Origin of the sequence: Micromonospora sp. NBC_00362 (assembly GCF_026342155.1) — a bacterium.
In the GTDB taxonomy this organism is placed as follows: Bacteria; Actinomycetota; Actinomycetes; order Mycobacteriales; family Micromonosporaceae; genus Micromonospora; species Micromonospora hortensis.
In genome coordinates, this window is the sequence record NZ_JAPENH010000001.1 from 4,006,481 (window position 1) to 4,026,796 (window position 20,316).

Annotated in this window: 20 protein-coding genes; 9 read left to right on the forward strand and 11 right to left on the reverse strand. The window is 71.8% G+C overall.

Annotation, left to right across the window (positions count from 1 at the left end; translation table 11 throughout):
* The first annotated feature begins 51 nt into the window (after nt 1-51).
* The 3 genes from OG992_RS18240 (at nt 52) to sepH (ending at nt 3,743) form a co-directional block, all read left to right on the forward strand.
* Nucleotides 52-1,158 carry a citrate synthase 2 gene (locus OG992_RS18240; protein WP_210782815.1) on the forward strand — a complete coding sequence of 369 codons (1,107 nt, stop codon included), beginning with the start codon at nt 52-54 and terminating at the stop codon, nt 1,156-1,158.
* 195 nt (nt 1,159-1,353) lie between these two features.
* A complete protein-coding gene (serC, locus tag OG992_RS18245; protein ID WP_266303825.1) occupies nt 1,354-2,481 on the forward strand; it encodes a phosphoserine transaminase in 1,128 nt (375 codons plus the stop codon).
* Between the two features lie 185 nt (nt 2,482-2,666).
* A complete protein-coding gene (sepH, locus tag OG992_RS18250; RefSeq protein WP_238683803.1) occupies nt 2,667-3,743 on the forward strand; it encodes a septation protein SepH in 1,077 nt (358 codons plus the stop codon).
* A gap of 54 nt (nt 3,744-3,797) precedes the next feature.
* Here sepH and OG992_RS18255 read toward each other — a convergent pair whose 3' ends face one another.
* Together OG992_RS18255 and OG992_RS18260 are read right to left on the reverse strand one after the other, a co-directional pair.
* Complete coding sequence (locus OG992_RS18255; protein WP_238683804.1) at nt 3,798-4,628, reverse strand: alpha/beta fold hydrolase; 831 nt, start codon at nt 4,626-4,628, stop codon at nt 3,798-3,800.
* A gap of 15 nt (nt 4,629-4,643) precedes the next feature.
* Nucleotides 4,644-5,309, reverse strand: a complete 666-nt coding sequence (locus tag OG992_RS18260) for a DUF4097 family beta strand repeat-containing protein (RefSeq protein WP_238683805.1) — start codon at nt 5,307-5,309, stop codon at nt 4,644-4,646.
* A 239-nt stretch (nt 5,310-5,548) separates the two neighbouring features.
* Between OG992_RS18260 and OG992_RS18265 the strand changes: the two genes are divergently transcribed.
* Nucleotides 5,549-6,316, forward strand: a complete 768-nt coding sequence (locus OG992_RS18265) for a helix-turn-helix domain-containing protein (RefSeq protein ID WP_238683806.1) — start codon at nt 5,549-5,551, stop codon at nt 6,314-6,316.
* Here the strand turns inward: OG992_RS18265 and thpR are convergent.
* From thpR to OG992_RS18290, 5 genes are all read right to left on the reverse strand, one after another.
* Nucleotides 6,286-6,864, reverse strand: a complete 579-nt coding sequence (gene thpR / locus OG992_RS18270; RefSeq protein WP_238683807.1) for an RNA 2',3'-cyclic phosphodiesterase — start codon at nt 6,862-6,864, stop codon at nt 6,286-6,288. The genes OG992_RS18265 and thpR overlap by 31 nt on opposite strands.
* 13 nt (nt 6,865-6,877) lie before the next feature.
* The gene (locus OG992_RS18275; RefSeq protein ID WP_266303826.1) at nt 6,878-7,387 is read right to left on the reverse strand and encodes a hypothetical protein; all 510 of its coding nucleotides are present in this window, start codon (nt 7,385-7,387) and stop codon (nt 6,878-6,880) included.
* A gap of 96 nt (nt 7,388-7,483) precedes the next feature.
* The gene (locus tag OG992_RS18280) at nt 7,484-8,767 is read right to left on the reverse strand and encodes an MFS transporter (protein WP_238683809.1); all 1,284 of its coding nucleotides are present in this window, start codon (nt 8,765-8,767) and stop codon (nt 7,484-7,486) included.
* Between the two features lie 72 nt (nt 8,768-8,839).
* Nucleotides 8,840-9,289, reverse strand: a complete 450-nt coding sequence (locus tag OG992_RS18285; RefSeq protein ID WP_030486369.1) for a MarR family winged helix-turn-helix transcriptional regulator — start codon at nt 9,287-9,289, stop codon at nt 8,840-8,842.
* 114 nt (nt 9,290-9,403) lie between these two features.
* Nucleotides 9,404-10,882, reverse strand: a complete 1,479-nt coding sequence (locus OG992_RS18290) for an NCS2 family permease (protein WP_266303827.1) — start codon at nt 10,880-10,882, stop codon at nt 9,404-9,406.
* 88 nt (nt 10,883-10,970) lie between these two features.
* Between OG992_RS18290 and OG992_RS18295 the strand changes: the two genes are divergently transcribed.
* The gene (locus OG992_RS18295) at nt 10,971-11,216 is read left to right on the forward strand and encodes a DUF2530 domain-containing protein (RefSeq protein ID WP_091395273.1); all 246 of its coding nucleotides are present in this window, start codon (nt 10,971-10,973) and stop codon (nt 11,214-11,216) included.
* 36 nt (nt 11,217-11,252) lie between these two features.
* On the opposite strand, the gene OG992_RS18300 is transcribed toward OG992_RS18295, so the two are convergent.
* A complete protein-coding gene (locus OG992_RS18300; protein ID WP_238683811.1) occupies nt 11,253-12,092 on the reverse strand; it encodes a DUF3027 domain-containing protein in 840 nt (279 codons plus the stop codon).
* An 88-nt stretch (nt 12,093-12,180) separates the two neighbouring features.
* On the opposite strand from OG992_RS18300, the gene OG992_RS18305 reads away from it, so the two are divergent.
* Nucleotides 12,181-13,794, forward strand: coding sequence for an MFS transporter (locus OG992_RS18305; protein ID WP_266303828.1), 1,614 nt, complete (start codon nt 12,181-12,183; stop codon nt 13,792-13,794).
* Nucleotides 13,791-14,441 carry a futalosine hydrolase gene (locus OG992_RS18310; protein WP_266303829.1) on the forward strand — a complete coding sequence of 217 codons (651 nt, stop codon included), beginning with the start codon at nt 13,791-13,793 and terminating at the stop codon, nt 14,439-14,441. The genes OG992_RS18305 and OG992_RS18310 overlap by 4 nt, the downstream gene beginning before the upstream one ends.
* A 27-nt stretch (nt 14,442-14,468) precedes the next feature.
* On the opposite strand, the gene OG992_RS18315 is transcribed toward OG992_RS18310, so the two are convergent.
* A complete protein-coding gene (locus OG992_RS18315) occupies nt 14,469-15,338 on the reverse strand; it encodes a GNAT family N-acetyltransferase (protein ID WP_238683814.1) in 870 nt (289 codons plus the stop codon).
* 554 nt (nt 15,339-15,892) lie between these two features.
* Here OG992_RS18315 and OG992_RS18320 point away from each other — a divergent pair.
* Nucleotides 15,893-16,741: a 1,4-dihydroxy-6-naphthoate synthase gene (locus OG992_RS18320; protein WP_112677681.1), complete on the forward strand. Its 849-nt coding sequence runs from the start codon at nt 15,893-15,895 to the stop codon at nt 16,739-16,741.
* On the opposite strand, the gene OG992_RS18325 is transcribed toward OG992_RS18320, so the two are convergent.
* Nucleotides 16,702-17,088, reverse strand: a complete 387-nt coding sequence (locus OG992_RS18325) for a cold-shock protein (protein ID WP_124816498.1) — start codon at nt 17,086-17,088, stop codon at nt 16,702-16,704. The genes OG992_RS18320 and OG992_RS18325 overlap by 40 nt on opposite strands.
* Nucleotides 17,089-17,115: 27 nt before the next feature.
* Complete coding sequence (locus OG992_RS18330; RefSeq protein WP_266303830.1) at nt 17,116-17,739, reverse strand: HAD family hydrolase; 624 nt, start codon at nt 17,737-17,739, stop codon at nt 17,116-17,118.
* An 83-nt stretch (nt 17,740-17,822) separates the two neighbouring features.
* Here OG992_RS18330 and OG992_RS18335 point away from each other — a divergent pair, with 83 nt between their 5' ends.
* The gene (locus tag OG992_RS18335; RefSeq protein WP_238683816.1) at nt 17,823-20,306 is read left to right on the forward strand and encodes a helicase-associated domain-containing protein; all 2,484 of its coding nucleotides are present in this window, start codon (nt 17,823-17,825) and stop codon (nt 20,304-20,306) included.
* Nucleotides 20,307-20,316: the final 10 nt, after the last annotated feature.

Here is a 20,316-nt window from a genome sequence, read left to right on the forward strand (position 1 = left end):
GATCGGGCCGGATGAGCGATCGGGCGCACCGACCAGATCCAGGAGAGCGACATGGCCGATTTCAAACCCGGGCTGGAGGGCGTCGTCGCCTTCGAGACCGAGATCGCCGAACCTGACCGTGAGGGCGGTGCGCTGCGCTATCGCGGAGTCGACATCGAGGATCTGATCGGCCAGGTGTCGTTCGGCAACGTGTGGGCACTGCTGGTCGACGGCCGGTTCGGGCCGGGCCTGCCGCCGGCGGAGCCGTTCCCGGTGCCGGTGCACTCCGGTGACATCCGCGTCGACGTGCAGTCCGCTGTCGCCATGCTGGCCCCGTACTGGGGTCTCAACCAACTGCTGGACATCTCCGACGAGCAGGCCCGTGAGGATCTCGCCCGGGTCTCGGTGACCGCGCTCTCCTTCGTCGCCCAGTCCGCCCGCGGCCTCGGCCTGCCGGCGGTGCCGCAGAAGGAGATCGACAAGGCGCAGACCATCGTCGAGCGGTTCATGAAGCGCTGGCGCGGCGAGCCTGACCCGCGGCACGTCAAGGCCGTCGACGCGTACTTCATCTCGGCCGCCGAGCACGGTCTGAACGCCTCCACCTTCACCGCTCGCATCGTCGCCTCCACCGGGGCGGACGCGGCTGCCTGCATCTCGTCGGGCATCGGCGCCCTCTCCGGCCCGCTGCACGGCGGCGCCCCGTCCCGGGTGCTCAGCATGCTGGAGGCGGTGGAGCGCAGCGGCGACGCGGAGGGCTACGTCAAGGGTGTCCTCGACCGGGGCGAGCGGTTGATGGGCTTCGGCCACCGCGTCTACCGTGCCGAGGACCCGCGCGCCCGAGTGCTCCGGCGTACGGCCAAGGAGCTGGGCGCGCCACGCTTCGAGATCGCCGAGGCGCTGGAGAAGGCCGCCCTCGCCGAGCTTCAGGCCCGCCGCCCGGACCGGGTGCTGGCCACCAACGTCGAGTTCTGGTCGGCGGTGGTGCTGGACTTCGCCGAGGTGCCGGCGCACATGTTCACCTCGATGTTCACCTGCGCGCGGATGGGCGGCTGGAGCGCGCACATCCTGGAGCAGAAGCGCCTGCAGCGGCTGGTCCGCCCGTCCGCCCTCTACATGGGCCCGGAGACCCGCAAGCCGTCCGACGTCGAGGGCTGGGCGGCCATCCCGCACGGCGTCTGAGCTGGTAGGAAGGGCCCCTCCCCGACGCCGGGCGTCGAGGAGGGGCCCTTCTCGTCGGCGACCGGAGCCGACTGTGGCGAAGGACTCAGACCGACCGCCGGGACCCCGCCCATCGCCGTCCGGTGCGGGTGCGAGGATGAGGGCCGGCAGTGTCGCCGGGCCCGCCCTCGCCCTTGCGGAAGGATCTTCAAGACCGTGGCTGACGCACCGATCATCCGGATTCCCGATGAGATCAAGCCCGCCGATGGACGCTTCGGCTGCGGCCCGTCCAAGGTCCGCCCGGCGGCGGTTTCCGCTCTCGCCGAGGTAGCGACCACCTACCTCGGCACCTCGCACCGGCAGAAGACGGTCCGTGACCAGGTGGCCCGGCTGCGCTCCGGCATCGCCGAGTTCTTCTCCCTGCCCGAGGGCTACGAGGTGATCATCGGCAACGGCGGCACCACAGCGTTCTGGGAGGTCGCCACCTTCGGCCTCATTCGCGACCGGGCCCAGTTCGCCAGCTTCGGCGAGTTCGGCGCCAAGTTCGCCAAGTCGGTCAAGGACGCCCCGTTCCTGGGTGAGCCGACAGTGCGCAAGTCCGACGCGGGCAGCGCGCCGACCCTGGTCGCCGAGTCCGGCGTCGACGCGTACGCGACGCCGCAGAACGAGACCTCGACAGGTGTGGCCGTCCCGATCAGCCGGGTGGCCGGGGCCGACGAGGGCGCGCTGCTGCTTGTCGACGCGACCTCCGGCGCGGGTGGCCTGGAGGTCAACGTCGGCGAGACCGACGTCTACTACTTCGCTCCGCAGAAGTGCTTCGGCTCCGACGGCGGTCTCTGGCTTGCTCTGATGTCCCCGGCCGCACTGGACCGGGCCGCCGAGATCAAGGCGTCCGGGCGCTACATCCCCGCCTTCCTCGACCTGGTCACCGCTATCGACAACTCGCGGCTGGAGCAGACCTACAACACCCCGGCGTTGGCCACCATCTTCCTGGCCGCCGAGCAGACCGACTGGATGAACGCGCAGGGCGGCCTGTCCTGGGCGGCGAAGCGCACCGCCGAGAGCGCCGCCGCGGTCTACGGCTGGGCCGAGCGGTCCAGCGTTGCCACCCCGTTCGTCACCGACCCGACGCTGCGCTCCAACGTGGTCGCCACCATCGACTTCGCCGACTCGGTGGACGCCACGGCGATCGCCAAGGCGCTGCGCGCCAACGGCATCGTGGACACTGAGCCCTACCGCAAGCTTGGTCGCAACCAGCTGCGGGTGGCGCTGTTCCCGGCCGTCGAGCCCGCCGATGTCGAGGCGCTCACCGCGTCCATCGACTACGTGGTCGAGCGACTCTGACGTTCGTCACGGTCGGTGTCCGTTGGGGCCTCCACGGACACCGACCGTGATCATCGCCGCAGCTCAGTCACGACATGCGGGGTGTCGCTTCCCCCACCCCGAGGCAGATGCGCGTACGGTGGTCCGAGACGCCTGGGTGGCCGACTCGTGGCGTGCGGCCAGCGAAGCGGGACGGAGGCAACGCTATGCGCCCAGTACGCTTCGTCGCCCTCTCCGAGGACGGCCAGGCCCTGGTGCTCGCCGACGAGGTGGGGCGACTCCTCGCCCTGCCGATCGACGAACGCATCGCCGGCGTGATGCACCCCGAGCCGGGTGCCCCGCCGCTCGCTGTGGCACCGAGCACCGCCGATCCGATTCCCTCACTGTCTCCTCGGGACATCCAGGCCCGCATCCGTTCCGGTGAGTCCGCCGAGGATGTCGCCCGGATCGCCGGGGTGCCTGTCGACCGGGTGCTGCGCTACGCCGGCCCGGTGCTCCAGGAGCGGGCGATGCTCGCCCAGCACGCCCGTCGCACCCGCCTCAAGGGCGCGGAGAAGCCCACCCCGCTCGCCGAGGTGGTAAACGGTCGGCTGAGCCAGCACGGCATCGACACCGAGAAGATTTCCTGGGACGCCTACCGGCGCGACGACGGCACCTGGCGGATCATCGCCACCTGGCCGTCCGGCAAGGCCACCGCGCAGGCCATCTGGGACATGGACAAGGCCCGGCAGGTGGTCACGCCGCACGACGACATGGCGCAGTACCTGTGCGCCGAGCGGCCCACGCCGATCCTCGGTCAGGAGCCGGCACCGGAGCGGACGGGGCACGCCCTGCCCGGTCCGTCGCGTGGCGAGCCGAGCCGTGGTGGGCACGGGTTGCCTGCCGCGTCCGAGCACCCGCGCCCCGGCCGCGATCCGATCCGGGCTGGCCGGGACGCTCTGCTCGCCTCCCTGGACCGCCCGCTCGGCGGCTCGTCGGGTCGTGGCCTTGAGCCGCGTACCCCGGCTGCTCTTGCCGGATCGGACGCACCTCGGCAGCGGCCCGTCGCTGGGGGTGCCGCCGCGATGCTCGGCGGCGGCCAGGGGTCGGCCTTCGACGACGATTCGGACGCGCCCAAGGAGGTGCCGGCCGTGCCGTCGCTGGCGGTGCTGCGACCCCGACGGACGGCCGCCGCGGCGGCCTCCGGGGAGTCCACCGACGCCAACGGCAAGCCACGCAAGCGGCTGCCGAGCTGGGACGACGTGCTCTTCGGCAGCGGCCCGGCCGCCCGCGAATCCTCCTGACGCCTCGCGTTGACGGGTGACGGTGCGTCACCCGTCAACGCGTGCGTTCGGATCTCACCGGCTGTCTCCGGCGTCTTCGCGATGAGGGGCGGCGACCCCGCGTACGGCCTCGGCGACGGCGCGGAAGTCCTTCTTGAGGATCGCACCGTGGTTGCTGGCGACCTTCGCCCCGATGGTGATGTGCGGGTTGCGGGCGGTCACGGCGTCGAGGCTGGCACGGATCTGCTCCTGTTCGTCCCCGCGACTACCGAGGGACGTTCCCGAGGCGACCACGTACCGCACCGGGACACTGATGGCGTCCAGCACCGGGCCCAGTTCGCGCTCGCGGGAGAGTTCGCCGAGTTCGATGTTGCTGTCCGCCATCTGGTCGGCGTTCATCCGTGGGGTGAGGCCGGTCGGGCGGAGCAGCGGCATGAACAGGTTCATCCGTCGGAACATCGTGCGGATCCGCCGCGCCATGGCCTCGTCGAGCCAGTCATGCGGGAACGCGCCGTCGACCAGGACCGCGCCCAGGGCCCGCTCCGGGTTCCGGTTGGCCCAGTGGGCTCCGACCACCGCTCCGTAGGACCAGCCCACCAGCACCGCCCGGGCCACCCCCCGGGCGGCGAGAACGGCGTCGACGTCCCGGACGGCCGCTTCGAACGAGTAGTCGGCTGAGCGCTTCGACTTCCTGCCGCGAGCCCGCTCGTCGTAGGTGATGTGCCGGAATTCGGTGCCCAGCTCGGCGATGACCCGCCGCCAGTAGCCCTGGGTGGCGAACTGGCCGTTGAGGTAGACCACCGGGATGCCGGGGCCGCCGGTGTCGGTGACGGCCAGGGCCGTGTCGTCGACCGGCACCATGCCGGTCCACGCCGAACTGGTCGAGGACACGCTGTTGTTAGTCATCTCGATTCGTCCTTTTCAGAGGCTGCGGGCGTTGATGTCGCCCTGCATGGTGCTGGCGTGGATGTCGAGCTCGACGGTGCCGTCGTTCTTGAGGGCGTTGCTGACGCGGCCGTGGCCGGTGCCGGCGTCAAGGGCGGCCGAGACGCCGGCCGCCGCCGCGATCGAGATGTCGCCGGACTGGGTGCGGAGGACGACAGTGCCGCGCATGGCCTCGGCGACAGTGATGTCACCCCGGGTGGTGCTGATCTCGGCGGGGCCGTTGAGCCGGCCGACCTCGACGTCGCCGTCGATCGCGGTGAGGCGAACACTCGCTGCCTCGTCAATCTTGATTCTCCGGTACGCCCCGTCGACGGCGACGTCGCCGAGGCGGCCGACGCCCCGAAGCTCGGCGCTGGCGGCCCTGGCCTCGACGTGGGAGCCGGCAGGCACCCGGACGGTGACCTCCAGGGCGCCGGAGGGGCCGAAGAGCTTGTTGACGGGAGGTGCGGTCGTGATGCGCAGGACGCCGTCGGCGTAGGAGACGGTGGTCTGCTCGGCGGCCCTCGTGTCGCTGCTCTTGGCGGGGTCGGCCGGGAGGACCTCGACGGTGGCGTCGGCGCGGTCTGCGGCGATGAGCTGGATGCGTCCGGCGGGGATGTCCAGGACGGCGGAGATGGGGGCGGGTGTGGCGAACGTCTGCATCGTGCTCTCCCAGGTCGGCGCTTGTTTCTTATGTGGGAAACGCTACGTTGCTTTCCAGATTCTGCAACAACCATGTTGCAGTGAGACTGTGTTTACGCCGCTCAAAGCCGTGGTTTTGTTGCAACGACCCAGAGTTTAATGCAACATCGCGGATTGCTGCGTTGCATTGGCGTGTGAGTTAACGCTATGGTGGTGGAGGCTGGGGCCACCGCCCTACGGGGACCACGAGGGAGATCGCGATGCCGGGAGGCAGGCTCACCCGACAGGAACGTCAGCAGATCGCGCTGGGGCTGGCCGACAGCCTCCCCTACGCCGAGATCGCCCGACGCCTCGACCGTCCCACCTCGACTGTCACGCGGGAGGTGATGCGCAACGGCGGTCCCACCGGCTACCGCGCCGACCTGGCCCATCACGCGACCGAGCGCCGCGCCCACCGGCGCAGGCCTGCCCCCTCCCGAGGCACCGAGGCAGCCCCCCGACAGGACGGACGCGACGCCCAGGCGGCAGCCGACTACGAGGAGTCGTTCACCACGGTCCTCATGGCCTCCGGCCTGAACAAGATGGGGGCCCGGGTGTTGACCAGTCTGTTCCTCACCGACTCCGGCAGTCTCACCGCGTCCGAGCTCGCCCAGCGCCTCCAGGTCAGCCCGGCGTCGATCTCCAAGGCGATCACCTTCCTGGAGGGCCAGAGCCTCGTCCGCCGCGAACGCGACGAACGCCGCCGCGACCGCTACCTGGTCGACGACGAGCTCTTCTACCAGGCGACGATCGCCAGCGCTCGGGCCAACGACCATCTCGTCGCGATCGCACGCCAGGGTGTCGCCCTCCTCGGCGCGCACACCCCCGCCGCCGCCCGACTGGAGAACATCGCCCGCTTCCTCGACTTCATCAGCGAGAGCATCACCCGCGCGGCCGAACAGGCCCGCGAGGTTCTCCGCAGCAGGCCATCCAGCGCGACCAGCGACGTGCCGCCGACTCACAGCGACCAGGCGGCGATCCGTTCGTAGCGCGGTCGGCCGCCGAGGTGGCTGCGCACCAGCAGCAGCTCCGATGCCGGCCACGATGGTCCTTCGTACCCGTCCAGGCTGGCCCGGTCGGCCTCGACGTCGGCCGGGTCCATCCGGTCGCCGGGCCGGGCGACGGTCAGGTGGGGCCGAAACGGCTTCTCGTCGTACGGCAGCCGGCCCTGGCTCAGCCGGGACCGGATCAGCCCGGCGAGCACGTGCAACGCCTCGACCTCCCCGCGCAGGTCCACCCAGAGCACTGTGGATCGGACCCGGCCGAACCGCCCACCGCCACCGAGGCTCAACCGGGGTACGGCATCCCGGCCGTCCCGGAACCGCTCGGCGGCCAAACCGAGCGCACTGTCCACCTCGACCAGCCGGGCAGACTCGACGGCACCGAGGAACGCCAGAGTGAGGTGCAGGTCGGCCGGGTCGGCGAGGCGGACATTGATGCCAGCCGCGGTCGCCGCGGCGACGCGCAGACGCGCGACCTGTGCGACGAGATGATTGACGGCCTCGACGGACGGACGGACCGCGACGAAGAGTCGCACAGCGTACGGCCGATCAGCGGTGCCGCTGCCGAAGCCCAGCCCGGGCCGCGGGGAGGGCCAGCCCGGCGGCGTGCAGCACGCCCTCCACCCGGACCCGCTCGATCTCCTGATCGACGCCCTCCAGCTCGGCGAGGTGTTCGGCGATGCCGAGGGCGCGGCAGGCGAGGCGGAGCCTGTCGTCGTACGCCTGAAGCAACGCGCTGTGCCAGACCATCGAGCGACCGCTGCCGCCGACCCGCTGACCGCCGAGACGGCGCAGGTCGGCGGCGAGCTGCTCCAGCGGCCGGCGGTCAACGCTGTCGAACTCGCTGAGGTCGATGTCCCGGGTCAGCGCGTCGGCCTCGATGGCCCGGTCGAGACGGGCGATCGTGCGCTGCTCCCGGCGGCGGTCACGCCACTCGGACCAGCCACAGACCACCCGGTCGACGATCTCGTCGTAGCAGAAGATCAGGGCGAATGCCACCGGCAGCGTGGCCACGGCGAGGAACGCCAGGGCCAGCATCAGCGCGCGTCCGACTCCCACGTATCGACGCTAAGCCCCACCATGCCACCCCGCCACCGGTTTCGCCGCATCCGCGCGATCCGCGCAACCGGACGCGGCCGGCGCCGGTGGTAAACCTCAGCAGTCGGCGGAGGTGACGTAGAAGCGGGGCATCGGCAGCACCCGGAACCGCAGCCGGGCACCGGAGTGGCGCAGCTGCCAGGTGAGGGCGATCACCGCGGCGGCCAGCGAGATGAGCCCACCCATCCAGATGCTGGCACCGGCACCGTAGTGCTCCGCGACCCAGCCGATCAGCGGCGCGCCGACCGGGTTGGTGCCCAGGAACACCAGCACCCACAGGGCCATCACCCGTCCCCGGAACGCCGCGTCGACGCCCATCTGGATCCGCTGGTTGGCGGCCTGGGCGAAGAAGACCATGCAGAAGCCGGTGGGCACCAGAAGGGCCACGACCAGCCAGTACGCAGTGGAGAGGCCGACCAGGGTGCCGAAGCTGGCGCAGGCGATCGCCGCGCCGAGCACCAGCCACACCGACGGGCGGCTACGGCGACCGGTGCCGCTGAGCGCACCGCCGAGCGCGCCGACGGCCAGCGCCGTGCTGAACAGGCCGAAGGAGGCGGCACCGGTGTGGAAGACGGTCTTCGCCAACGCGGCCAGGGTGAGCTGGAAGTTGAACAGCGACATGCCGATCACCGACATGATCGCCATTGGCAGCAGCAGGTCGGGGCGGCGCCACACGTACCGCAGTCCGTCGACGACCCGGGCGGACGCCCGCTCGTCGCGAGGCAGCAGGGCGTCGCGGTGCAGCTCGGTCGTCCGCATCCGGACGACATTGACCAGGGGCGCGACCGAGCTGAGGGCGGTGAAGAGGAAGACCGGGCCGACGTCGAACGCGGCGATGGCCAGGCCGGCCACGGCCGGGCCGACGATCCGGGCGGAGTTGAACACGGCGGCGTTCAGCGACAGCGCGTTGGGCAGCAGCGGCGTGCCGACCAGTTCGGAGACGAACGCCTGCCGGACCGGTGTCTCCACCGCGTTGGCAGTGCCGAGCAGCGCGGCGAAGGCGAAGACGTGCCAGAGCTGCACCAGGTCGGTGAGGACCAGCACCGCCATGCCGAGTGCCAGCAGGCTCCAGAAGGCGTTGGCGGCGAAGAGCAGCACCCGCTTGTCGTACCGGTCGGCGAGCCGGCCGGAGAGCAGGGTGAGCAGGAGCACCGGGGTGAACTGGCAGGCGGTGACCACGCCGAGCGCTGTCGCCGAGTTGTTGGAGAGCTCGAGGACGAGCCAGTCCTGGGCGATGAACATCATCCAGACGCCGATCAACTTGATCAGCTGCCCGGATGCGAAGAGGCGGTAGTTGCGGACCTGTAGGGACTGGAACATCGTGCTCAGCTTCGCCTGCACTCTTGGTGCGCCTCCTCCGGACGTACGCGTCATCGACACGTGACGGCACGGACCCGGTGGCGCGGGTGCGGCTCAGGCGCGAGCGAGCTGCTGAAGAATCTCGGCGGCCCTCTGCAGGGTCTCCCGTTCGTCCTCGTCGAGTGCGGCCAGCCGGTGGGCCAGCCACTCGTCGCGGGCCCGCTCGAACTGGTCGAGCACGGCCTGCCCTCCTTCGGTCGCCGCGAGGATGACCTGCCGCCCGTCGGTCGGATGGGGTGTCCGCCGCACGAGGCCGCGGTCCTCCAACTTTCCGACGATCTTGGTCATCGTCGGCGGCTGCACCCGCTCCACATCGGCCAGCTCACGGGGTGTCATCGCGCCCGCCAGCCGCAGGCTGGTGAGCGCGGAGACCTGGGTGACCGTGAGGTCGCCGACCGGTCGGGCCTGTCGGACCCGCCGGTTGAGTCGGGTGATCGCATCACGCAGCTGGGGAGCCAGCTGCGCCGGTGGCACGCGTTCCGCCGTCACCGTCCGCTCCGTCACAGTAGTTAGCTTAACTAATGAGCATGGCTAACGACATCCGTTATGACCAGGCTCACGAGGGGATTCAGATGGTACGGGCGGGGAATCCTGATCGACTCCCCGCCCGGACGTGTCTCAGAGCACCAGGGACTCGATCGGCCCACGCAGGAAGTACAGCACGAACAGCGCGGCCACCCCGTACAGCAACGGGTGGACCTCCCGGGCCTTGCCCCGCGCCAGCTTGACCACCACGAAGGTGATCAGACCAGCGCCGATCCCGTTGGAGATCGAGTAGGTGAACGGCATCAGCACGATGGTGAGGAACGCCGGAATGGCGATCTCGTAGTCGGACCAGTCGATCGTCCGCACCGCTGTCATCATCAGGAACCCGACCACCACCAGGGCCGTCGACGCCGCCTCGAACGGCACGATCACGACCAGCGGCGCCAGGAACATCGCGAGCAGGAAGAGCGCGCCGGTGACCAGGTTGGCCACGCCGGTCCGCGCACCCTCAGCGACACCGGCCGCGCTCTCGATGTACGACGTGTTGCTGGAGGTGCTGGCCGCACCGCCGGCCGCCGCCGCGATCGAGTCGACAAGCAGGATCTCCTTGGCCTTCGGCGGGGTGCCCGACTCGTCGAGCAGGCCGCCTTCCTGGCCGACAGCGACCATCGTGCCCATGGTGTCGAAGAAGTCCGTGATCAACAGCGTGAAGATGAACATCAGCACGACCAGCCAACCGGCCCTACCCCACGAGTCCAGCACGTTGAACTTGCCGAGCAGCGACAGGTCCGGCAGGTCGACCACCGACGTCGGCAGCTCCGGCACGTTCAGCGACCAACCCTTCGGGTTGGGCTGACCGTTGACGAACGACGGGCCGATGTTGCCGATCGCCTCCACGATCACCGCCAGCACCGTCGAGGCGAGGATGCCGATCAGGATCGCGCCCTTCACCCGACGGACCACCAGCACCAGCGTGATCAGCAGGCCCACCACGAAGACCAGCATCGGCCAGCTCACCAGCTTGCCGCCGATGCCCAGGCCGACCGGAACCGTGGTGTTGGCATCATCCGGGATGCGCCGGACGAAGCCGGCGTCCACCAGGCCGATGATGGTCAGGAACAGACCGATGCCGACCCCGATCGCGCTCTTCATCTGGGTCGGCACCGAGCGGAACACAGCGGTTCGCAGACCGGTCAGCACCAGCACCGCGATGATCAGACCCTCGATCACCACCAGACCCATCGCGTCTGCCCAGGTCATCTCGGGGGCGATCTCGTACGCCACCAGGGCGTTGACACCCAGACCGGCGGCGAGCGCCAGCGGGAACCGGCCGACCACACCCATCAGGATGGTCATCAGGCCGGCGACCAGCGCGGTCGCGGCAGCCAGCGCCGGAATCGGAAGGCTCTTGCCGTCACCGTCGACGGCGCCGCCCAGGATCAGCGGGTTGAGCACCACGATGTACGCCATCGTGAAGAAGGTCGCCAGGCCACCGCGTACCTCACGGCTCACCGTCGAGCCACGGGCGGAGATCTCGAAAAACCGGTCGAAACCGTTACGCGGATGAGCGGGGTTGGAAGGTGTGCCGTTCTCGGGCGGCGCTACGGCCATCAGGTCCTCGCAGGTGATCTTCCAGTTGTCGCGCGCATCGTCCCAGATCGTCGGTGGGCAGGGGAAGTAGATCCCGTACGCTTGCCGAATGCCGAACGAGCAGCCACCGCGGCCCGCACCACTGGATCCGCCGATGGTGCCGTTCGCCCTCGCCGGGTTGATCGCGTGGGCGGTGGCCGGGCTGGTCCTGCTGATCTTCTTCCGGGGCTGGCTGACCGACCACGGTCACCAGAACTGGCTCTGGACCTGCCTCGCCGGTTTCCTGTGGGGCTTCCCGGGCCTCGCCGTGATGATGCGGCACGACGCCAACCGACGCCGCCGCCGCGCGAGGTGAGCTGGCCGCCGCGCCGGAGCACTCCGGCGCGGACGATCAGGAGTGTCCGTACGGCTCCGCCGGCTCAGCGGCCTCCACCGAGCCCGGAGCCCGGCTGACCGACATGGCCTCCACCGCGCTGTCGTCGTACACAGTGGGCAGCTCGTCGACAGCGGTCTCGGCCGCCTCGATCAACGTCTCGGAGTGGGCGCCGCACCCGTGGTCGGCACTCACCACCCGGCCGTCGTCGGGGGCGTAGAAGTTGCCGCACGCCCCGAAGGCCTGCCGCATCGCACCGGCCAGCGGCAGGTAGAAGCCGCAGGTGCCGCAGCGGGCGGCGGACGGAGCGGCGGACGAGATGGCCGCGGCGGGGCCGTGGTCACCTTCGTACCAGCGCTGCGCCGTGTCGATGCGACCCTCCCGGGAGAGCACGCGGGCGCGCCCGAGGCCCAACTCCCAGGCCGTCTCCTCGACCGCCGGGTCGTCGGAGAGCAGGTAACCGGGGACCAGTCGATCGTCGTCGGGCGAGGTCGGGAGCAGGTCACCCGGCCCCAGGTCGCCCGGCTTGAGCCGCTCCTGCCAGGGCAGCCAGCCGGGTGCGAGCAGCGCGTCCGGGCCGGGCAGCAGCACCGTCTCGCAGATGGTCACCGTCTTGCTGCGCGGAACCCGGGTGACGGTGACCGCCCAGCGCCAGCCGTTGTAGCCGGCGAGGCGACATTCGAAGTAGTGGGTGACCAGCCGATCACCCTCGGCAACGACCTGCAGGTGGTCGCCGACATCGTCGGCGTCCACCTCGGTGATGCCGGCGCGGGCCACCTCGACGGCGGCGGCGCAGACCTGGTCGAGACGGGCGGCACGGGTGGAGACGGGCCTGGTCACCAGACCATTGTTCCCCATGCGCCCCGCAGGGGTGACAGGGACTCCCGGGGAACCTTTCCCAGCGGTGGTGCGGCGTACCCGGATCAGATGGGCGAGGATGGTGCACATGCCGTCGTACTCCCGCTCCGGGCGTTCCGTCCTCGGGCGGACCGTCGGCACCGGCATTCGCGCCATCCGTCTGCTGTTGCGTGGTTCGGTGGGCAGCGGCCGCTGGGTGACCCGCCGGGCCGGCCGGGCCCGCGCCCGGGGTGCCGGCGGCGAGGTCGGCATGGTTCGCCTGTTCGACCTGCACGCGCTCTCCTGCGCCGGCGACACCCTGATCGCCATCGGTCTGGCCGGCACGATCTTCTTCAACGTGCCGCTCGGCGAGGCCCGCAGCAAGGTCGCGCTCTACCTGCTGGTGACCATGGTGCCGTTCGCGATGCTCGCCCCGGTGGTGGGTCCGCTGCTGGACCACTTCCGGCACGGCAGGCGTTACGCCCTGGCCGCGACGATGCTCGGCCGCGCCTTCCTGGCCTGGTTGATCTCCGACTACATCCACGGATTCGGGCTCTACCCGGCCGCGTTCGGGGTGCTCGCGCTCTCCCGGGCGTACGGCGTGGCCCGCTCCGCGGCGGTGCCCCGGTTGCTGCCGGAAGGGCTCGGCCTGTCCCAGGTGGGTGCCCGGGCCAGCGTCTACGGCACTGTCGCGGGTGCGCTGGTGGCACCGATCGGGTTGGCCGCGTTCTGGTTCGGGCCGCAGTGGCCGCTACGGGTCGCATCGCTGATCTTCCTGGTCGGCATGGTGATCTCGCTGCGGCTGCCACCGAAGGCCGACTCGGAGCCACCGGAGCGGGTCCCCCGGCCCCTACGCGCGCTGGGCCGCCGCCGTGGCGACCGGCCGCTGGGCCGGGGCCGACCGTCCGGCCGGCTGGTGATCGCCACCCTGATCGGTGCGGCGACGCTACGCGCGCTCTACGGCTTCCTGCTGCTCTTCCTCGCCTTCGCGATCAAGAAGGGCGACCTGACCACAGTCGTGTTCGGCCGGGATCTGGGCGCCGAGTGGGCGTTGGGCGTGGTCGGCGGCGCGCTCGCTGTCGGCACCTTCCTGGCCACCGCCATCGGCACCCGACTGCGCATCCACCGGCCGACCGCCATCCAGTCCAGCAGCATGATCATCGTGGCCGGGGTGGCGGTGCTCGCCGTCATCCAGTTCTCGCTGCTGATGGTCGCCCTGCTCTGCCTGGTCGCCGCGCTGGCCAGCGGGGTAGCGAAGCTGGCCGTGGACGCCTCGATCCAGGAGCGCATCCCGGAACGGTTGCGGGCCAGTTCCTTCGCCCACTCCGAGACGGTGCTGATGCTCGCCTTCGTCGCCGGCGGCGGGCTCGGGCTGGTGCCGTTCGATGGCCGGATGGGCATCGCCGTGGCCGCCGGGGTCGGCGTACTGGCCGCGATCCGGGGTGTGCTGGCCGCCGCCCGGCTGCGCGGCGAGAAGCTGGCCGGCCGACCGCTCGGTGACGACGAGCTGACCGAGGAGGAACCGGCAGACGAACCGGCGGACGAGCCCGGCGACCCCACACCGACCTCACCGGCGCCGGCCCAGACCAGCTCACCGCAGTACGACGACCCGAGCCTCGCCCCGCCGGGCTACCACATCTACCGCCCGTCGTCGGCAGTTGGCGGCCCGGGTGGCGGGGCCGACGACGAAACCCGGCGCGAGTCCCCCGGCTCACTCTCGTGACCGGTCTGCTGGTGGTGACTGCGGTTCCCGCCGAGGCGGACGCGGTCCGCGCCGGGCTGACCGACCGCAGCGTCACAGTCACCCCGATCGGTGTGGGTCCGGCCGTCGCCGGTGCCGCCACCGCCCGGCTGCTGGCGCTGGCCGAGGCCGCCGGCCGCCCGTACCGTGCCGTCGTCAGCGCCGGCGTGGCCGGCGGCTTCAGCGGCCGGGCCGAGGTCGGCGACACCGTGCTCGGCACGGCCAGCATCGCTGCCGACCTGGGAGCCGAGTCGCCCGTGGGTTTCATCCCGGTCGACGAGTTGGGCATGCCGCCGGCGCTGCTCGGTGCGGGCAGCAGGGTGCCCGCGGACCCGGGTCTGCTGGCGGCACTGCGAGCCGCCCTCCCGAGGGCCACGGCCGGTCCGGTGCTCACTGTCAGCACCGTCACCGGCACCACGGCCAGCACCGACGAGTTGCGTCGGAGGCATCCGGAAGCGGTCGCCGAGGCCATGGAGGGGTACGGCGTGGCGGTCGCCGCGGCGCAGGCCGGGGTGCCGTTCGCCGAACTGCGCACCATCTCCAATCCGATCGGCCCCCGCGACCGGGACGCCTGGCGGCTGCGCGAAGCCCTGACCGCCCTGACCGCAGCAGCCCCAGCGCTGCGCTGAGCCGGCACTGCGCTGAGCCGGAGACGGTCAGGGGAAGCAGCGTTTGCCCGGGTGGCCCAGGCGCAGTGCGGCCGGGCGGCGTCCCTCGATCTCGAAGCCGCACGCCCGCAGCAGGTCGGTGCCGGATCCCTCGGCGATAGCCGCCGCGTCGTCGATGCCCGCCTCGCGCATCCCGGTCACCAGCGCGGTGACCAGCCGACGCCCGAGCCCCAACCGCCGGTACCGGGCGTCGACAAGCACGCCGTCGAGCACCATCTCGCGCTCCGGCAGGTGCGGATGCCACTCCCCGTACTCCAGGAACGGGCTCCGCTCATGGGCCCGCAGCTCACCAACCAGCTTGCCGTCGGGAAGCTCGGCGACGTACCGCCAGCAGGTGGCCGGCAGGTCGTCACTGATCACCCGACGCACCCGCGCAGTCCGCCGGACCTCGGCAGCCCACCGCCGATTGTCGCGATAGCGCCGGTTCAGCTCGTACGCGGCCGGCGGCAGCGGGAGCGGATACCGCTCGGGCGGCAACCGGTACCACTCCGCCCACCAGGCACCGGGCCAGTCCCGCGGCTCGTGCACCGGCCAGACGTCGAGGTGAGCCGGGTATCGGCGGCCCGCCTCGTCACGCATGTCGTCGTGCGGAACCGGCGCGGGTTCGGTGACGCCGGACGCGGATGGTGGGACGCCAACGGCCAACGTCCCACCCGCGGCCTGGACGAGGCGTTCCACTGTCCGGAATCGGGGATCGAGCGCCCGCCCCGACTCGATGCGGGCAAGCGTCGGCTGGGGCACGCCGGATTTCTCGGCCAACTGCCGCTGACTCAGATCGGCCCGCCGACGCAGCGCGCGGAGCGCCCGCCCGAGGTCGGCGCCGCCGGCCTCGTCGGTGTGGTCACTCACCTCGGTCACAGGCCGATGTTCCCGGCTGGTCAGCGAGTTATCAACACCATGCGCGGAGCTGTGGATAACGCTGTGGACAACCTCGACCACCGGTGGATGACCTACTCCCTCGACCCCTTTGGAGCTGAATCGTTTGCGGCATCACCACCCTCTCGGGGCCCCGGTCAACCGGCCCCGCTTCTGGGGCTGGGTCTGGGGGCCGGGGCCGGGGCCGGGGCCGGGGCCGGGCCGGGCCGGGTCTGGGGCTGGGGCTGGGGCCGGGTCTGGGGCTGGGGCTGAGGCCGGGTCTGGGGCTGGGGCTGGGGCTGAGGCTGAGGCCGGGGCTGGGGCCGGGGCTGGGGCCGGGTCCTGGTCTGCGAGCACCCTTGGCCCCAGCTCCAGACCACGGTCACCGACTCCGGGCGATTCGTTTACGACATCAGCTCCAAAGGGAGACCGGGATAGGTGCTCGCCCCTGCTGGGCCAGTCGTTTCCCCGCGTTGTTGCACCCGGCGTCACGGTCGCGGATCACAGTCGTGGGGTGGGCGCGGAACCTGGGCGGAGGGCGGGGCTACCGTGAGGGTGTGGCGCTCTCCCTGGCGATCTCGCCCTGCCCCAACGACACATTCGTCTTCCACGCGCTGGTGCACGGGCGGGTGCCCGGCGCGCCGCCGGTCGAGGTGACGTACGCCGACGTGGACGTCACCAACACGGCGGCCGAGCGGGGTGCGTTCGACCTGGTGAAGGTGAGCTTCGCGGCGCTGCCCTGGCTGCTCGACGACTACCACCTGCTGCCCTGCGGCGGCGCCCTCGGTCGTGGTTGCGGTCCGCTGGTGCTCACCCGGGGCGACCGGGACGGCGGGCCGGACCGCACCGACCTGACCGGTGCCACGGTGGCGGTGCCGGGCGACCGCACCACCGCGTACCTGCTGTTCCGGCTCTGGTCGGCCGGGCGACCGCCGGCCCGGATCGAGGTGGTTCCGTTCCACGAGATCATGCCGGGCGTGGCGGCTGGGCGCTACGACGCTGGGCTGGTCATCCACGAGGCCCGGTTCACCTACCACCGGCACGGCCTGAGCGCCCTCGTCGACCTCGGCGAATGGTGGGAGGCAGACACCGGCCTGCCCATCCCCCTCGGCGCGATCCTGGCCCGACGCGGGGCGGTCGACCCGGAGGCCGCGGCCGGCTGGGTCCGAGAGTCGGTCCGGCAGGCCTGGGCGGACCCGGCGGCCAGCCGAGAGTACGTGCTGGCGCACGCCCAGGAGATGGAGCTCGACGTGGTCGACCGGCACATCGGCCTCTACGTCAACGAGTTCACCGCTGACCTGGGCGAGGCCGGTTTCGCCGCGGTGGCGGCACTGCTCGACCGGGCCGCCACCGCCGGCCTGGTGCCTCAGACCTCCAGCTCGCGGGCCACCGCGTGGACCAGCTGAGCGATCTTCTGCGCGGACTTCTTGTCCGGGTACCGACCCCGGCGCAGGTCCGGCTGGACCTTCGCCTCCAGCACCTTGATCATGTCTTCGACCAGGCCGTGCAGCTCCTCGGCCGGCCTGCGGCGCAGCTCCGACATCGACGGCGGCGCGTCCAGCAGCTTGACCCCCATGGCCTGCGCGCCCCGGCGGCTGTCCACCACGCTGAAGTCGACCCGCTGGCCACCCTTGAGGTCGGTGACACCCGCCGGCAGCGCCCCCTTGGGCAGGAACACGTCGCCGCCCTCGTCACTCGTGACGAAGCCGTATCCCTTGGCCGTGTCGTACCACTTCACTCGACCCGTAGGCACCTGAAAACCCCTGCTTCACTTGAGCCGCTACTGCTCCAAGGCTAGCTGGATCATCCGGTCGAGCGCCGCTGGGAATTCGGTGAGCTCGTTCAGCACCACTTCCGCCCCGGCCGCGCGCAGCTCATCCGAGGAGCAAGGGCCGGTTGCCACACCGATGCCGGGCACCCCGGCCGCTGCGGCCGCCACCATGTCCGCGACATGATCACCGACGTAGTGGGTCGCGCCGTGCTCCCGCAGAGCGGTCGCCTTCTGCTCGGCGAACAGGTCGCCGGCCAACTCGTCGACAGCAAGACCGAGGTGATCGAGGTGCAACCGGGCCAGCCGGCCGATCTTGGACGTGACGACCAGCACCCGGCCACCCCGCGCACGGATCGCCTCGATGGCCTCCCGGGCACCGGGCAGCAGGAGCGTCGGGGTGATCGCGTACGCCGGGTACAGCTCGCGATACACCCGCACGGCCGACTCGACCTGCTCCGGAGGGAACCAGTGCGCGATCTCGGTGCGCAGCGGCGGCCCGAGCCGGGACACCGCCACCTCGGCGTCGACCGGCACACCGGTCCTGGCGGTCAGCGCCCGGTACGCCGCGGCGATGCCGGGGCGGGAGTCCACCAGGGTCATGTCGAGGTCGAATCCGACGGTCAGTGCGGGCATGTCGAGAAACGTACCGGCTACTCCCAGCCGACCGGACGTCCGAGGGGCGCGGAGGCCCGGTGCCGGGCTAGCGTGGAAAGACGATGACCACCTCACTCGCCGACCACCTGCGGTCGCTGCCCGACGAGTCACTGGCCGCGCTCCTCCAGCTGCGGCCCGACCTCGTCGTGCCCGTGCCGGCCGACGTCTCCGCCCTGGCCATCCGAGCCCAGTCCCGGGTCTCCGTGGCCCGCGCGCTGGACGGTCTGGACCAGTTCACCCTCCAGATCCTCGACGCCGCCCGCCTCACCCGGAGCCCGGACGACGCCACCACGGCCACCGACACCGTGCTCGCGATGGCGACCTCGGGGCCGCAACCGCCGGCTCCGACGGCCGTCCGGGCCGCCGTGGGCCGACTGCGTGCGCTCTTCCTGCTGTACGGCCCGGAGCACGCGCTCCAGGTGCTGCCCGCCGTGGACGAAGTCTCCCCGTACCCCGCTGGGCTCGGCCGACCGGCCGCGGAGCTGGACCCGCGCACTGCCGCGCTCTGCGCGGACCCGGCGAAGCTCCGACGGACGGTGCTCGCCGCCCCGCCCTCGGCCCGGGCGATCCTGGACCGGTTGGCGGCCGGCCCGCCGGTGGGCAGCGTGCCGCCCGGGGCGTTGCAGGCGCCGCCGCTCGGCGCGGCGGACCCGGTCCTGTCCGACCCGACAAATGGTGGCGCGCCGACCGGCTCCCCGGTGCGGTGGCTCGTCGACAACCGACTGCTGGTCCCGGCGACGACCGGTTCGTCCACGGCCAGCGGAACTGTGGAGCTGCCCCGCGAGGTCGGCCTGCTGCTGCGCCGCGACAGCGGCCCCCTCGGGCCGCTGCGTACCAGCCCACCGCCGGTGGCCGCCGCGCCGCGCGAGCCGAAAGCGGTCGACTCGGCCGGAGCCGGGCAGAGCATGGAGGTGGTCCGGCACACCGAAGGGCTGCTGGAGCAGCTGGGCGACGAGCCCGCGCCGGTGCTGCGTTCGGGTGGCATCGGTGTACGGGACCTGCGCCGGTTGGCGCGTACCGCCGGGTTGGACGAACCGACCACCGCGCTGCTGCTGGAGGTGGCGTACGCGGCGGGGCTCCTCGGTGAGCTGGAGATGCCCGGTGCGACCACCAGCCGGTACGGGGCGGATCAGCAGGTGCTGCCGACCGGCGGGTACGAGGTGTGGCGGGCCGCCTCGCTGGCCCAACGGTGGGAGCAACTCGCCCGGGCGTGGCTGACCATGACCCGGCAGGTGGGGCTGGTGGGCCGCCGTGACGACCGGGACCGGCCGATCACCGCGCTCTCCGCCGAGGCCGAGCGGGCCAGCGTGCCGGCCACCCGACGGGCGGTGCTCGGCGTACTCGCCGATCTGGAGCCGGCGACGGCGCCCACCCCGGAGGAGGTGCAGGAGCTGCTGGACTGGCGGGCTCCGCGTCGCAGCCGGGGCCGGGACGCCGCCCACCGGGAGGTGCTGGCCGAGGCCGCACAGCTGGGCGTGACGGGGCTGGGGGCGCTCACCTCGTACGGTCGGCTGCTGCTGGGGGACCTGACGTCGACCGACGGGCGGGGTGACGACCCGCTGGGCGTGCACGCCGACGTCGAGAGCGGCGACCCGTCCAGTGCCGCGCGGGCGCTGGACGCCCTGCTGCCCGCACCGGTCGACCACTTCCTGGTGCAGGCCGACCTGACAGTGGTGGTGCCCGGCCCACCCGAGCCGGCGCTCGCCGTCGAGTTGGAGGCGATGACGGAGTTGGAGTCGGCCGGCGGGGCCAGCGTGCACCGTGTCACCACGGCGAGTGTGCGGCGGGCCCTGGATTCCGGCTACACGGCCGACGACCTGCACGACGTGTTCCGGCGTCGGTCACGTACCCCGGTGCCGCAGGGGCTCACCTACCTGATCGACGACGTGGCCCGTAAGCACGGCGGGCTGCGGGTCGGCCTGGCCGGGGCGTACCTGCGCAGCGACGACGAGACGCTGATCAGCGAGGTGTTGGCCGACCGGCGGCTGGAGTCGTTGGCGCTGCGCCGGCTCGCGCCGACGGTGCTGTGTACGCAGTACCAGGTTGGTCGGCTGCTGGGCGCGCTGCGCGACGCGGGGTACGCCCCGGTGCAGGAGGACGGCACCGGCAGCACGGTGCTGGCCCGGCCGCGAATCCGGCGGGCCCCGCCCAGAGTGTCGGTGACCACCCGGACGATCGATCCGCTGGCCGCCCCGAAGCTACCCATGCCCCGGCTGCTGGGCGTGGTGGAACACATCCGGCGAGGCGACGCGGCGGCGCGGGCCGCCCGACGGGCGCCGGCGGTGGTGCGCGGCGGGGCGCCTGGGCTGGGTGGCGGCCCGGTGCCGGCCCACACCCACAGCGAGGCGCTGGCGGTGCTCCAGCAGGCGGTCCGGGACAAGGCGCTGGTCTGGGTGGGTTATGTCGACGCGCACGGGGCGACGGCGTCACGTCTGCTCAAGCCGGTCTCGATCGGTGCCGGCTACCTGCGGGCCGAGGACGAACGGACCGAGATGCTGCACACGTTCGCGCTGCACCGGATCACCGCGGCGGTGGTGGCGGACTGACCGGCGGCGT

Bases quoted from the DNA above. Each gene is read 5' to 3' on its own strand.
- sepH (WP_238683803.1), top strand. From the start codon at position 2,667: ATGCGCCCAGTACGCTTCGTCGCCCTCTCCGAGGACGGCCAGGCCCTG.
- OG992_RS18290 (WP_266303827.1), bottom strand. From the start codon at position 10,882: ATGGCCGTAGCGCCGCCCGAGAACGGCACACCTTCCAACCCCGCTCAT.
- OG992_RS18265 (WP_238683806.1), top strand. From the start codon at position 5,549: ATGCCGGGAGGCAGGCTCACCCGACAGGAACGTCAGCAGATCGCGCTG.
- OG992_RS18300 (WP_238683811.1), bottom strand. From the start codon at position 12,092: ATGGGGAACAATGGTCTGGTGACCAGGCCCGTCTCCACCCGTGCCGCC.
- OG992_RS18295 (WP_091395273.1), top strand. From the start codon at position 10,971: ATGCCGAACGAGCAGCCACCGCGGCCCGCACCACTGGATCCGCCGATG.
- OG992_RS18335 (WP_238683816.1), top strand. From the start codon at position 17,823: ATGACCACCTCACTCGCCGACCACCTGCGGTCGCTGCCCGACGAGTCA.
- OG992_RS18305 (WP_266303828.1), top strand. From the start codon at position 12,181: ATGCCGTCGTACTCCCGCTCCGGGCGTTCCGTCCTCGGGCGGACCGTC.
- OG992_RS18240 (WP_210782815.1), top strand. From the start codon at position 52: ATGGCCGATTTCAAACCCGGGCTGGAGGGCGTCGTCGCCTTCGAGACC.
- OG992_RS18255 (WP_238683804.1), bottom strand. From the start codon at position 4,628: ATGACTAACAACAGCGTGTCCTCGACCAGTTCGGCGTGGACCGGCATG.
- OG992_RS18330 (WP_266303830.1), bottom strand. From the start codon at position 17,739: ATGCCCGCACTGACCGTCGGATTCGACCTCGACATGACCCTGGTGGAC.
- OG992_RS18260 (WP_238683805.1), bottom strand. From the start codon at position 5,309: ATGCAGACGTTCGCCACACCCGCCCCCATCTCCGCCGTCCTGGACATC.